At 52.3% G+C, this 12,941-nt stretch carries 15 protein-coding genes and 2 tRNA genes; 9 read left to right on the top strand and 8 right to left on the bottom strand.

All coding sequences use genetic code 11. The annotated features are described in order from the left end of the window. Positions 1 to 13: 13 nt before the first annotated feature. The gene (locus F8561_RS09685) at positions 14 to 460 is read right to left on the bottom strand and encodes a YccF domain-containing protein (protein ID WP_025204535.1); all 447 of its coding nucleotides are present in this window, start codon (positions 458 to 460) and stop codon (positions 14 to 16) included. A gap of 123 nt (positions 461 to 583) precedes the next feature. Between F8561_RS09685 and helD the strand changes: the two genes are divergently transcribed. Next, on the top strand, positions 584 to 2,638 hold the full coding sequence (helD, locus tag F8561_RS09680) for a DNA helicase IV (RefSeq protein WP_151887376.1): 2,055 nt from the start codon (positions 584 to 586) through the stop codon (positions 2,636 to 2,638). Positions 2,639 to 2,697: 59 nt separating this feature from the next. Here helD and mgsA read toward each other — a convergent pair whose 3' ends face one another. Both mgsA and csgI read right to left on the bottom strand, forming a co-directional pair. Further along, positions 2,698 to 3,156, bottom strand: a complete 459-nt coding sequence (mgsA, locus tag F8561_RS09675; protein WP_020884788.1) for a methylglyoxal synthase — start codon at positions 3,154 to 3,156, stop codon at positions 2,698 to 2,700. A gap of 80 nt (positions 3,157 to 3,236) precedes the next feature. Then, a complete protein-coding gene (csgI, locus tag F8561_RS09670) occupies positions 3,237 to 3,899 on the bottom strand; it encodes a curli synthesis inhibitor (RefSeq protein WP_151887375.1) in 663 nt (220 codons plus the stop codon). A 172-nt stretch (positions 3,900 to 4,071) separates the two neighbouring features. On the opposite strand from csgI, the gene F8561_RS09665 reads away from it, so the two are divergent. Further along, on the top strand, positions 4,072 to 4,488 hold the full coding sequence (locus tag F8561_RS09665; protein ID WP_025204532.1) for a CoA-binding protein: 417 nt from the start codon (positions 4,072 to 4,074) through the stop codon (positions 4,486 to 4,488). Positions 4,489 to 4,522: 34 nt separating this feature from the next. Here F8561_RS09665 and hspQ read toward each other — a convergent pair whose 3' ends face one another. Next, positions 4,523 to 4,840 (bottom strand): heat shock protein HspQ, encoded by a 318-nt coding sequence (hspQ, locus tag F8561_RS09660; protein ID WP_013097248.1) that lies wholly within the window; start codon positions 4,838 to 4,840, stop codon positions 4,523 to 4,525. Positions 4,841 to 4,900: 60 nt separating this feature from the next. Then, a complete protein-coding gene (rlmI, locus tag F8561_RS09655) occupies positions 4,901 to 6,091 on the bottom strand; it encodes a 23S rRNA (cytosine(1962)-C(5))-methyltransferase RlmI (RefSeq protein WP_040017081.1) in 1,191 nt (396 codons plus the stop codon). Positions 6,092 to 6,266: 175 nt separating this feature from the next. Between rlmI and F8561_RS09650 the strand changes: the two genes are divergently transcribed. The 3 genes from F8561_RS09650 to yccX are packed head-to-tail and all read left to right on the top strand — an operon-like array spanning position 6,267 to position 7,916. Beyond that, positions 6,267 to 6,824: a kinase inhibitor gene (locus F8561_RS09650; RefSeq protein WP_025204530.1), complete on the top strand. Its 558-nt coding sequence runs from the start codon at positions 6,267 to 6,269 to the stop codon at positions 6,822 to 6,824. Positions 6,825 to 6,831: 7 nt separating this feature from the next. Further along, positions 6,832 to 7,623 carry a helix-turn-helix transcriptional regulator gene (locus F8561_RS09645; RefSeq protein ID WP_063156184.1) on the top strand — a complete coding sequence of 264 codons (792 nt, stop codon included), beginning with the start codon at positions 6,832 to 6,834 and terminating at the stop codon, positions 7,621 to 7,623. Between the two features lie 11 nt (positions 7,624 to 7,634). Continuing rightward, the gene (gene yccX, locus F8561_RS09640; RefSeq protein ID WP_047357175.1) at positions 7,635 to 7,916 is read left to right on the top strand and encodes an acylphosphatase; all 282 of its coding nucleotides are present in this window, start codon (positions 7,635 to 7,637) and stop codon (positions 7,914 to 7,916) included. On the opposite strand, the gene tusE is transcribed toward yccX, so the two are convergent. Then, positions 7,913 to 8,242: a sulfurtransferase TusE gene (gene tusE, locus F8561_RS09635; protein ID WP_020884782.1), complete on the bottom strand. Its 330-nt coding sequence runs from the start codon at positions 8,240 to 8,242 to the stop codon at positions 7,913 to 7,915. The genes yccX and tusE overlap by 4 nt on opposite strands. An 88-nt stretch (positions 8,243 to 8,330) precedes the next feature. After that, complete coding sequence (yccA, locus tag F8561_RS09630) at positions 8,331 to 8,990, bottom strand: FtsH protease modulator YccA (RefSeq protein WP_014169445.1); 660 nt, start codon at positions 8,988 to 8,990, stop codon at positions 8,331 to 8,333. Positions 8,991 to 9,259: 269 nt separating this feature from the next. Between yccA and F8561_RS09620 the strand changes: the two genes are divergently transcribed. The 3 genes from F8561_RS09620 to F8561_RS09610 all read left to right on the top strand — a co-directional run bounded on the left by F8561_RS09620 (position 9,260) and on the right by F8561_RS09610 (position 11,341). Further along, positions 9,260 to 10,888: an ABC transporter substrate-binding protein gene (locus F8561_RS09620; protein WP_151887374.1), complete on the top strand. Its 1,629-nt coding sequence runs from the start codon at positions 9,260 to 9,262 to the stop codon at positions 10,886 to 10,888. Positions 10,889 to 11,032: 144 nt separating this feature from the next. Then, positions 11,033 to 11,120 (top strand) — tRNA-Ser (locus F8561_RS09615). Positions 11,121 to 11,253: 133 nt separating this feature from the next. Beyond that, positions 11,254 to 11,341 (top strand) — tRNA-Ser (locus tag F8561_RS09610). 109 nt (positions 11,342 to 11,450) lie between these two features. Here the strand turns inward: F8561_RS09610 and F8561_RS09605 are convergent. Then, positions 11,451 to 11,702 (bottom strand): DUF4942 domain-containing protein, encoded by a 252-nt coding sequence (locus tag F8561_RS09605; protein WP_305963117.1) that lies wholly within the window; start codon positions 11,700 to 11,702, stop codon positions 11,451 to 11,453. Positions 11,703 to 12,430: 728 nt separating this feature from the next. On the opposite strand from F8561_RS09605, the gene tssB reads away from it, so the two are divergent. After that, the gene (gene tssB, locus F8561_RS09600) at positions 12,431 to 12,931 is read left to right on the top strand and encodes a type VI secretion system contractile sheath small subunit (protein WP_025204527.1); all 501 of its coding nucleotides are present in this window, start codon (positions 12,431 to 12,433) and stop codon (positions 12,929 to 12,931) included. Positions 12,932 to 12,941: the final 10 nt, after the last annotated feature.

Genomic DNA, 12,941 nt, shown 5'->3' with positions numbered 1-12,941 from the left:
GGCCAGTCCTTATTTACTGAAAACGACGACGCGCGTTTGCTTCACGTGCCGCCTGTGCCACTTCTACCGGAACGACCCTGCGCCCGACTGGCCAAAGCGCGATGGCGGCAATCTTAAAGTTCGCGATCCCCACCGGAATACCAATAATGGATATGCACTGGGCAATACCGGCAAAAATATGCATCACACACAGCCACCAGCCGAAGAAAACCAGCCACAGAATATTGAGAACCGTGCCTCCCGTGTTCAGCAGTGCGTTTTTGCTTTCCGGGTTCAGTTCGTCAACGTGGACGGCTTCATTCCCGTACGGGATGAAAGAGAGTTTGGTGATTTCCCAGCAGGAGCGGGTCAGGGGGAGCGTAAAAATAAGGACGATGCTCACCAGCGTGGCAAAAAGCCAGGCAAGAGTGGTGGCAAAACCGCCTAACACAAAATTCAAAACATTCAGAACAGTACGCATAAACCCTCAGTTCCTTTCGATATGATTAACGCCCAGTGATTGTAACGTTTTTTTAGGCTGGAGCACCTTAAAACTGGCAGTTAAACTGTCAGGTAAATTATCTCTTCGTGGATTCGGCTGGACATGGAACTGAAAGCAACATCATTAGGCAAACGCCTGGCGCAACACCCCTACGACAGGGTTGTCCTCCTTAATGCCGGAGTGAAAGTCTCCGGAGAACGCCACGAATACCTCATTCCGTTTAATCAACTGCTGGCTATCCACTGTAAACGCGGGTTGGTCTGGGGAGAACTGGAGTTTGTCCTGCCTGACGATAAAGTCGTGCGCCTTCACGGTACCGAGTGGGCTGAGACCCAGCGCTTCCATCATCACCTGAATATGCTCTGGCAGCAGTGGAGCCAGGATATGAGCGTGATTGCCGCTCAGGTACTGCAGCAGGTACTGAACGATATTGCACAAAGTAACGAGCAACAAACGTGGCTCACCCGCCAGCAGACGGCCGGGTTGCAGCAAAAGATCAGGCAGGCGCTGGCGGCACTGCCGTTATCCGTGACGCGTCTTGACGAGTTCGACAATTGCCGTGACGCCTGGCGTCAGTGTCAGGCCTGGCTTGGCGATACAGACAAGAGCCGGCTGGCGCACAACCAGGCGTGGACAGATGCCATGCTGACCCGTTATGCCGACTTTTTCAGCACGGTTGAATCTTCACCGCTTAACCCTGCACAGGCGCGCGCCGTGGTTAACGGCGAGCACTCCCTGCTGGTGCTGGCGGGTGCCGGAAGCGGCAAAACGTCGGTGCTGGTGGCCCGTGCGGGTTGGCTACTGACAACGGGTGAGGCTGTTGCCGACCAGATACTGTTGCTGGCGTTTGGCCGTAAGGCAGCCGAGGAGATGGACGAACGCATACAGGAACGCCTGCATACCCGGGATATTACCGCCAGAACCTTCCATGCCCTGGCGCTGCATATCATTCAGCAGGGCAGTAAAAAAGTGCCTGCCATCAGCAAGCTGGAAAACGACACGCAGGCGCGTCAGGCGTTGTTCATTAAAACGTGGCGTCAGCAGTGCAGTGAGAAAAAGGCGCAGGCTAAAGGGTGGCGTCAGTGGCTGGAAGAAGAACTCAACTGGGACGTACCGGAAGGCAATTTCTGGCAGGATGAAAAACTGGCTCGTCGCCTGGGCTCTCGCCTCGACCGCTGGGTTAGCCTGATGCGGATGCACGGCGGATCGCAAGCCGAGATGATTGAAAGCGCGCCGGAGACGATCCGCGCCCTGTTTTCGAAGCGGGTTAAGCTGATGGCCCCGATGCTGAAAGCCTGGAAAACCGCGCTGAAAGAGGAAAATGCCGTCGATTTCTCCGGTTTGATCCATCAGGCCATTATCATTCTTGAGAAGGGCCGTTTTGTCAGCCCGTGGAAGCATATCCTGGTGGATGAATTCCAGGATATCTCGCCGCAACGTGCCGCGCTGCTCTCGGCGTTAAGGGCGCAAAATAAACATACCTCGCTGTTTGCGGTGGGCGATGACTGGCAGGCTATCTATCGCTTCAGCGGGGCACAGCTCTCCCTGACGACTGCATTCCATCACTATTTTGGCGAAGGCGATCGCAGCGATCTGGATACCACCTACCGCTTTAATTCCCGGATTGGTGAAGTTGCTAACCGCTTTATCCAGCAGAACCCGCATCAGCTGGCAAAACCGCTAAATAGCCTCCGGGCCGGGGACAAAAAAGCCGTTACCCTGCTGGCGGACGATCAGCTGGAGCCGCTGCTGGACAAACTGAGCGGCTATGCGAAGCCGGATGAACGTATTCTGGTGCTGGCACGCTATCACCATCTTAAGCCTGCGGCGCTGGAAAAAGCCGCGACCCGCTGGCCGAAGCTGCAGCTCGATTTTATGACCATCCACGCCAGCAAAGGACAGCAGGCCGACTATGTGATAGTGATGGGGCTTAAAGAGGGGAGCGATGGTTTCCCGGCTCCGGCACGAGAGTCGGTAATGGAACAGGCATTACTGCCGGTCCCGGAAGATTTTCCGGACGCCGAAGAGCGGCGTTTGCTGTACGTGGCGATGACCCGCGCGCGTCATCGCGTGTGGCTGCTGTTCAACAAAGAGGAGCCGTCGGTGTTTGTCGATATTCTGAAGAGTATTGATGTGCCAGTGGTGAGGAAGCCTTAACGGGATAGCGGAGCGGTAATATTGCAGGCCCGGTAAGCATGTCGCCACCGGGCAAAAAACTACTTCAGTCTTTCGGAAAGATAGCGCTGATAATCCGGGATCAGGATCTCAACCGGTGAGTTGAAGTGTGGTGATTCAATGATGAAATCTGCCGTCGACAGGTTCGTCGCCACCGGAATATTCCATACCGTTGCCAGACGCAGCAGGGCTTTGACATCCGGGTCGTGCGGAACCGCATTCAGCGGATCCCAGAAGAAAATCAGTACATCAATTTTCCCTTCAGAGATCTGAGCGCCGACCTGCTGGTCGCCGCCCATCGGGCCGCTCAGCATGGCATTGACCTCCAGACCCGTTTCGCGGTGGATCAGGTTACCGGTTGTCCCGGTCGCTGAGAGAGCATGCTTTTCCAGCAATGGCTGATGGCGGCGAACCCAGTTAAGCAGCATTTGTTTACAGTGATCGTGCGCAACCAGAGCAATGTGTTTGCGTTCCGGTAGCGTGCGTGTTGTCAGTTCCATAATCTTATCCATCAGGTTAACTGACTACACGATGACGGGAACCGCCTGACGCTGCAAGAGAAAGGCGAAAAAAATGTGGCTTATGATGAAGGTTGTTGCTTCACCCACTGTAAAAAACGGGCCCGGGTCTCAGGATCGGCCTGCTGGAACCAGAATTTAAGACGCTGTTCCGTTAACGTCTGGGACTGTGGCGGAATAACATCCAGCTCTGAGACACCGGACAGCAGCGAACTGTCGTCGGCCATCCTGGTGGCAAACTGTGGAAGGGAAGCGCGTTTGCCCGCCTTGTTATAAATTTCGGTCGCGGCCTCGTAATCGGTGCCTTTCGGGGACGAGGTTAACGCCAGAATATCGAGTTTTACCGGAATCGGCATTGAATCCCCGTCCAGCAGTTCAAGGCGCGGAGAGGCGTCAAAGGCCGCCGACTCTTTTTCGGTTTCAAGACGCGGGAGGGTAATGTTCACCTGACTGACCCGCTGGGTATTAAAGCTGACAATCAGCGGCGCAGAGATATACATGCGTTGTTCATGATTAGCGAGGCCGATGGTTTTTTCTACCCGCAATACCAGCTGGTGTGGCCCATTATCAAGTTCGATGCTGTCCGCACCGCGCAACAAGGAACTGGACACTTTTTTTCCGTCCAGCACCAGTAAATCAATATCGGTTGAAAGCCGTAGCGTGGTCGCAAAGACGCAAACTGGCATCACTAACGCAATCACAGCAGTGGCAATGCCGGTTTTCATAGAGGGCTCCTGTTGAAATGACTCGGCCGCGGTAATGTATCCAAATATTTCGATAATCACGTTTACTAACATATAGACATATTCTGCCGTTTTGCCCTCATGCATCTGCATGGGATGCATGGTTGAGATGTGCGCTTTGACGTACACTCATAAAAAAGCCTGGAGGAAAACCATGAAAGAGAACGAAATTGCCGAGATTCTGACATCGACGCGCACGATTGCACTGGTAGGGGCAAGCGATAAACCGGATCGCCCAAGCTACCGGGTGATGAAGTACCTTCTCGATCAGGGCTATCACGTCATCCCTGTGTCGCCGAAAGTGGCCGGTAAAACCTTACTGGGTCAGCAGGGATACGCCACGCTGAACGAGGTACCTGAAAAAGTCGACATGGTGGATGTTTTCCGCAATTCCGAGGCAGCGTGGGGAGTGGCACAAGAGGCCATCGCCATCGGCGCGAAAACGCTGTGGATGCAGTTGGGTGTCATTAACGAGCAGGCGGCGGTGCTGGCGCGAGAAGCCGGTCTGACGGTGGTAATGGACCGATGTCCGGCGATTGAAATTCCCCGTCTGGGGCTGGCGAAGTCATAAAAAAAAGCCCGTTTATCGGGCTTTTTTTACACGCTTAGTTCCGCAGGCGCGGGGCCTGTAACTGTTTGCGGATAGTCTGAGCAAGTTCATCCATCGTGGGTTGCTCTGGATGCTCATCCTGCAGTTCGCTACTCAGCTGCGCTTCAGCAAGGTAGGTGTGAACGGGTTGTCCATCATCCCCCTCCATCACCACATGATACCAGGGCGCGGCGCGAAGCTCTGCATTAACCGCCAGCTCATCCGCTGACGGTTCATCAAGGGAATACTCCGGGTCGATATCCACGACCACACCCAAATACCCTAGCAAAGTGTGGCGGACCTGCTGGCCGATACCGAATTTGCTGGCAATCATAGTCACCTCCCGGGAAACACTACTTACACGTTATGTGCGGGCAATATTTCTCTTTTCAAGTTACATGACGCGACAGGCAAACCCTTTCAGATACAGCCCTTCCGGGTAGGTAGCGATCACCGGGTGATCGGCTGCCTGACGGAACTGTTCTATAAATTGTACATCACGACCAGCATCTATTGCGGCATCAGCGATGATTTTCTGAAATAAATCTGTGGTCATCAGGCCGGAGCAGGAGAAGGTGAGAAGCACTCCACCCGGGTTCAGCAGCTGGATGGCCAGCATGTTGATATCCTTATAGCCGCGGCAGGCACCCATCAGCTGACTTTTGTTCTCCACAAACTTCGGTGGATCCATCACGATGACGTCGAATTTCTCGCCCTGATCGCGATACTTACGCAGCAGCTTGAAGACGTCATCGCGAACAAACTCGGCTTTGCTCAGATCCAGCTTGTTCAGCTCGACGTTTTGTTTCGCCACGTCCAGCGCTTCCTGAGAGGTATCAACGCTGACAACCTGGGCACAGCCGCCCATCAGCGCCGAGACGGCGAAACCACCGGTATAGGAGAAGCAGTTCAGTACGCGTTTGTCGGCAACATACTGGCGAGTGGCCAGGCGGCTGTCACGCTGGTCCAGGTAGTAACCCGTTTTATGGCCGCCCTGGATATCCACCAGCAGCTTCATACCGTGCTCTTCGATTGGCAGCAGGGCAGGCGGCAGTTCACCGGTGACCGGACCTTGCGTCAGCTCCATGCCCTCTTTTTTGCGCACTGCCACATCGCTGCGGTCATAAATGGCGCATTCCGGGAAAACCGATTGCAACGCGCTGATCAGCGCGGCACGTTGATATTCAGCCCCTGCGCTTAACAGTTGCAGTACCAGGAAGTTACCGAAGCGGTCGATCGTCACGCCAGGCAGACCATCGGACTCACCGGCAATCACACGGTAGCTGTCCAGACCGTCACGCTTTGCCAGCCAATCACGCCACTGCTGCGCCTGCTGTAAACGACGAACGAAGAAATCAATATCGATCGTTTCATCTTTATCAAAGGTCCAGACGCGAGCGCGGATTTGGGACGCTGGCGAATATGCGCCTCGCGCTAACCATTTCCCCTGATGGTCAACGATATCGATGGTCTCTCCGAGGCTGGCTTTGCCTTCCATACGGGCTACTGCACCGGAAAAGACCCAGGGATGGCGGCGCAATAATGACTTCTCGCGCCCTTTGGCTAACACTAAACGTACACTCATAATTTGCTATTCTGTCGATTCCAGGGAAATGGCGCGTAGAGTAGCACATTCAGCAAGTCGCAATCATCTGCGGATGCCTTTGAGCGTTTCGGCACAAAATCAAATCGCTTAGGCACAGTACTGCGCTGCAGTGGGCTTTACAGTAGGGTTTCCGGTATAGCAAAGGGAAACACAAATGAAAAAGCGCCGTGCGATAGCAGTAACCACCCTGGCGGTGGTCAGTTTTCATGTTTTAGCGGCATCGTCTTTCACCATCAGCAGTCAGGATCTGGCCAGTGAACGGCCGTTGTCGCAACAGCAGGTGTTTGATGGGTTTGGGTGTCACGGTGGGAATCACTCTCCACAACTGGCGTGGAAAAATCCGCCTGTCGGGACGAAAAGTTTCGCAGTCACGGTATTTGACCCTGATGCCCCTACCGGAAGTGGATGGTGGCACTGGACGGTGGTCAATATTCCCCTCCAGACGCTGACGCTTCCCGCCGATGCCGGAAACCCGAAGGGTGAGACATTACCGGCCGGGGTTGTGCAGGGGCGTAATGATTTCGGTTATTCTGGTTTCGGCGGCGCATGTCCGCCCAAAGGGGATAAGCCGCACCGTTATCAGTTTACCGTCTGGGCGCTGGATGTGGATAAATTGCCTGTCGACAGGAATGCCAGCGGCGCGCTGGTGGGTTTTATGCTTAACAGTCACGTCCTGGCGAAGGCCAGCTTAACCGTTACCTACAGCAGATAAGGATGGCATGGTGCAGGGAGTCCAGTTTCAACATAAACATTTGACGGCCGGTGAAGTGAGCGCCAGTAAAATGCATCACCTGCACCAGGTTAAACTCTTTCTTCCTGCCATTTGCCATATCACTCACGGCAGTAAAGTGATTGTTCAGGACGATAACCGCCTGGTAGCGACGAAAGCGTCGCTGATCATTATTCCCGCCAATACGCCGCTGGAGATCATAAATCAACCCGCGAATGGTCTCTTTCGTTCTGACTTATTGATGTTGTCACCGGAGCTTCTGGCGGAGTTTAAAACGCATTACCTGAAATCCTGGCCGCGCACAGAATTACATTCCCTCTGTGCTCCCCTGAGTGAGGGGCTGGCATTTATGTGGAGTAGCCTGCTGCATGCCGTGCGTCAGGATTTACCGGAGGCGTTACAAAAGCATCAGGCTTTCGGCCTTTTGCTGGCATTGCTTCATGACGGCGTCGCAGGACCGTTGCTTATAGAGCGTAATAGCCACCTGTCCGAGCAGGTGCGGCAGTTCATCATGCTGTCGCCCGCCAGGGCCTGGACTGCACAGGATGTTGCCAGCCGCCTGGCATTGAGCGTGCCGACACTACGCAGACGGTTACGCGAAGAGTCGCAGAGTTTTCGCCAGATTGTTGAGGAGGTGAGGATGGCCGTTGCGCTGTCACACTTACAGTCAACCCGGTTACCTATTGGCGAAATCGCATTACAATGTGGTTATCTTTCCAGCTCTCGTTTTACTGCTCGTTTCCGGCAACATTATGGCTGTTTGCCGAAAACGCTACGTTAAGGAGTAGAAAAATGTCAAAAATCTGCACAATTGCCTGGGTACACGGCATGGTTCAGGGCGTCGGATTCCGTTACAGCACGCAGCGCGAAGCTATGCAGCTGGGGCTCACGGGATACGCGCGAAACAGGGATGATGGCAGCGTTGAGGTCGTTGCCTGTGGTGAAGCGGAGCAGGTTGAAAAGCTGGTGGCATGGCTGAAAGCTGGTGGGCCGCGCAGCGCGCGGGTTGATAAGGTTTTAACCGAACCCCATCAACCTGGCCGGGAATACGTTAACTTCGGTATTCGCTACTAAATGCATTTCACCGGTTTTGGCAGGCCGGCAATTTTGGTGGCCTGTTTTGCCGGGCCTTTCGGGAACAGGCGATACAGGTAACGGCTGTTGCCTTTCTCTTCACCGAATTTATTGGCCATCGCCTTGACCAGCATGCGGATCGCCGGGGAGGTGTTGAATTCGAGATAGAATTCGCGCACAAAACGCACCACTTCCCAGTGTTCCGGGGAGAGGGCGATACCTTCGTTCTCGGCGATTTTTTCCGCCAGCGGCTCGCTCCACTGGCTGCTCTCTTTCAGATAACCGTCGTTATCAGTTTCAATCTCTTTACCTTCAAAACTCAACATAGTCATTCACGCGTCAGTCAAAAACCGCAGCAGTGTACCAAAAAACAAAGCCCCGCATAAGCGGGGCTCTGGTTCACAGCATTGTTGATTAATCGCGGCTGGCGAAGCCCAGGATGCTCAACAGGCTGACAAAGATGTTGTACAGCGATACATACAGGCTCACGGTGGCGCGGATATAGTTCGTCTCACCGCCGTGAATGATGTTGCTGGTTTCATACAGGATTGCGCCAGAAGAAATCAGAATAAACACGGCGCTGATCGCCAGGTGCAGGGCAGGCAGCTGCAGGAAGATGTTTGCCACCATACCTACCAGCACCACCACAATACCTGCCATCAGCATACCGCCGAGGAAGGACATGTCCTTACGGGTGGTCAGCACGTAGGCCGAACAGCAGAAGAACACCAGCGCGGTACCGCCCAGCGCCATTCCAATCACGTCGCCCATACCGGCGGACAGATAGGCGTTAAGGATGGGCCCCAGGATATAGCCCAGGAAACCCGTAAAGGCGAACGCGGACAGAATACCCACCGGTTTGTCAGCAGTTTTGTAGGTCAGGAACATCAGACCATACATCCCCACCAGCGTCAGGATCAGACCCGGTGACGGCAGCATCAGCACGGTGCTGGCCGTTGCGGTCATCGCCGAGAATGCCAGCGTCAGGCTGAGCATGAAATAGGTATTGCGCAGCACCTTGTGGGTACTGAGTAGCGATGTGCGGTCGCGTGAAGAAGTAATTATACGATCCATGAGTCACTCTCTTATGACAGATGTAATTAGCGGAAAGAATAGGAAACGGCGCGCCAGTCTCAAAGTGGTTTTACCCATCTTTACTCAGGACGTTAGCGTTACTGCTGGTTGTTTATTCTTCAGAAAACCTTTTCAGCAGAATGAACAACGGTTTGCTTCATTTATTCAGATCAAGCTCTTATAGGTTACTGAAAAATATTGCGTTATTACACTTTGAGCGCTAAGTGTTATTTCCGGATCGTCAAAAAACAGACAATAAGGCGAAGGAAATGAAACCACAAGCACGCACGCGCTTTACACTCTCTTTGTTAACGGCAGGGATCCTGTGCGCCAGCACGGCGACCTGGGCGGCTAACGTGCCAGCAGGAACACAGCTGGCCGATAAACAGGAACTGGTCAGAAACAACGGTAATGAACCGGCCTCACTTGACCCGCATAAAGTCGAAAGCGATGTCGAATTCAATATTATCAGCGATATCTTCGAAGGGCTGGTTAGCGTTTCTCCAACTGGTGAAATACAGCCACGGCTGGCAGAAAAATGGGAGAACAAAGACAACACCGTCTGGACTTTTCATCTGCGTCCAGGCATCACATGGAGTGACGGCACCGCGATTACCGCGCAGGATGTGGTCTGGAGCTGGCAGCGTCTGACAGACCCCAAAACCGCCTCGCCGTATGCCAGCTATCCGGGCAACATGCATATTGTTAACGCCGCTGATATCGCTCAGGGGAAAAAAGCACCGGATATGCTGGGTGTAAAAGCCATTAACGATACCACGCTTGAGGTCACGCTGACTCAACCTAATGCCGCATTCCTTGCCATGCTGGCCCACCCGTCGCTGGTGCCGGTGGATAAGGTGCTGATTGGCCGGTTTGGTGATAAGTGGACCAAACCCGAGCATATCGTCACCAGCGGAGCGTATAAACTGTCGCAGTGGGTGGTTAACGAGCGCATCGTGGCGGAGCGTAACCCGCGCTACTGGGATAACGCACATACCGTTATCAATAAGGTGACCTATCTGCCGATCACCTCCGAGGCCTCGGATGTAAACCGTTTTAAAGCAGGTGAAATCGATATTGTTTATACGGTGCCAATCAACCAGTTTGCCCAGCTCAAGAAAACCCTGGGTAGCCAGCTGGATGTTTCCCCGCAGCTTGCCACCTATTACTATGAATTCAACACCACCCGGCCGCCGTTCAACGACGCGCGTGTACGTAAGGCGCTGAACATGGCGCTGGATAAAGAGATCATTGCCGGGAAGGTATTAGGGCAGGGGCAGCGTCCGGCGTGGCTTATCAGCCAGCCAGATATTGGCGGTGTGACGCTCCAGAACCCGGACTATGCCAACTGGCCGATGGATAAACGTATCGAAGAAGCGAAAAAGCTGCTGGCCGAAGCCGGCTTTAACGCCAGCCATCCGCTGCGTTTTAACCTGCTCTATAACACCTCTGAATCGCACCAGCGCATCGCGATTGCCGCCAGTTCGATGTGGAAGAAAAACCTTGGGGTGGAGGCGAAGCTGCAAAATCAGGAATGGAAAACGATGCTCGATACGATGCATACCCACGACTTTGACGCAGTGCGCTACGCCTGGATTGCCGATTACGACGATGCTGCCACTTTCCTGAACAACTTCCGTACCGGTGACAGCGAAAACACCAGCCAGTACAGCAATCCGGAGTATGACCAGGCGCTGGTGAACGCCGCGAAAGCCAAAACACCGGCAGAGCGCGGTAAGTTCTATCAGCAGGCGGAAGATTTGCTGGCCCGCGATGTGCCTGCCATTCCGGTTTATCACTATGTCCGCACGCACCTGGTCAAACCGTGGGTGGGAGGATTCACGCCGGACAAGCTGGGGTATTATTTCACCAGGGACATGTATATCAAAAAACACTGAGCATGAACGCTGAATTTTGTGCTGATAAAATGGCCGATACGTTGTCTATTCAACCGATTAAACGCGTTTTGGCTATTTTTAAAGCGAACGAATGCGGTCACTCTTTACAGCATGCGGAGAGGTGTTTATAGTTCGCCTCACTTAGGAAGTGTGGCCGAGCGGTTGAAGGCACCGGTCTTGAAAACCGGCGACCCGAAAGGGTTCCAGAGTTCGAATCTCTGCGCTTCCGCCAGACATAAAAGCCCTGCGATAGTCATATCGCGGGGCTTTTTGCTTTTAAGGGGCATGGATAGCACCCGCAGAAAAAAATAGAAAAATTCCTGCTTTACAAGGCGCTAATAGATGTTTATAGTGCGCCTCACTTTGGAAGCGTGGCCGAGCGGTTGAAGGCACCGGTCTTGAAAACCGGCGACCCGAAAGGGTTCTAGAGTTCGAATCTCTACGCTTCCGCCAAATTTGAAACCCAGGTCGTTATGCGACCTGGGTTTTTTGTTTTTGTCGGTTTTCAGTATGCCATTGCCGTCTGGCTTGTATCGGTGGGGCTAAGAATTCATCGGACGGATTAGTAACCGGCATCTGTTACATCTTGCTCCTGGTGTTCCAGGATAATGCCAGCGATGATGTCATTGGGGTTATCCACCCGTTCTGGTCGTTTAATGACGTGAGTCGTTCCCTTCTCAAAATAGTTAATAGCAAACATCTCATCTTCATCACGATTGCAGTGCCTGTTTTCATCAATGAGAGCATTCAGTCGTCTGGTTACATTTTCATGGTTATCGGATGTAGCCACACGATCTAAGGGAATCAGCTTCACAGGTACGCCCTTATGCATATAACTTACGGAACGATCGACACCCTTCCGAATTTTTTCAAACTACACAGAACAGGTTGTTGTTCAAGGTCGTACCCAGACCTCGAACGATACCTGAGATGTACATATCACGAGTACTGGGGCGAGGCATGCAAAAATCCCCTGTGATATTTGTTTTTCTGATGAAAATAATAAGACCCATTTAAATAAATAATAAAAATGGTGCAGGCCAGTAAATGTCGCCAATTTTTCATACAGGCAGGCACGTTCTGCCTTTCATTTTTTGATAAAAGTACAAAATCAGATATTTCATGTTATTGATGAGATTTTATACAAAGTTGTCCCTAAATTAAATTGATCACTTACTGTACACCCTTATTTCATAAGGGTTAAAGGGGTATGCAAGAAAATTCTTATAAATCAGAAAGATGATCTTTGGCTGTCAGGATTTCTATTGGAAGCATTTTGTTACATTTTTTGATTTCCGATCGGGTGGGGAACGTTCCTACACTCCGGCCATTGGGTCTTATCCGAAATTTTTTCATTTCAGACAAATACTCAAAAACACAATGTCGATATGCTGGTGAATGGAATGTGCCCGCTTTTAATTCCGGGGTTTTGATTTTCGTCCGATGACGTGAGCCTGGAAGTTGTTCTGGCTGGGTTTGCCTTTCTTATTAATTTCTCACTGGCATTGACCGTTTTTATAACTCCATAAAACAGGGATAGCCATGTCTAACTCTTCTTTTCAGTCCGAAATACCCAAGGCACGTATTAATTTAAAGCTTGATTTGCATACGGGCGGAGCGAGCAAGAAAACTGAGCTCCCCCTGAAATTACTGGTGGCGGGAGACTTCAGTAATGGTCAGGAGACTGCACCACTATCGGAGCGCAAAAAAGTTAATCTGAATAAAAACAACTTTGACTCTGTACTTTCCGAATATTCCCCAATCGTAAATATTACCGTTAAAAACACGCTTGCTGGTGATGGCAGTGAAGACAACATCAATCTGACATTCCAGAGTATTAATGATTTCTCTCCGGAGCAGGTTTCGCGGCAAATACCTCAGCTGAAGGCCATGCTCTCCATGCGCAATTTGCTTCGCGATTTAAAAGCAAACCTGCTTGATAACCAGGCTTTCCGGAAAGAGCTGGAAAAAATTCTTCTCGATCCTGCATTAAGTGCAGAACTTAGAGCCGAACTCTCAGCCCTGGCTCCGAAACAGCCATAACGGCCATATG

It is taken from the genome of Enterobacter sp. 198 (genome assembly GCF_009025585.1).
Classification (GTDB): domain Bacteria; phylum Pseudomonadota; class Gammaproteobacteria; order Enterobacterales; family Enterobacteriaceae; genus Enterobacter; species Enterobacter ludwigii.
This window is presented reverse-complemented; position numbering and strand designations above follow the sequence as displayed.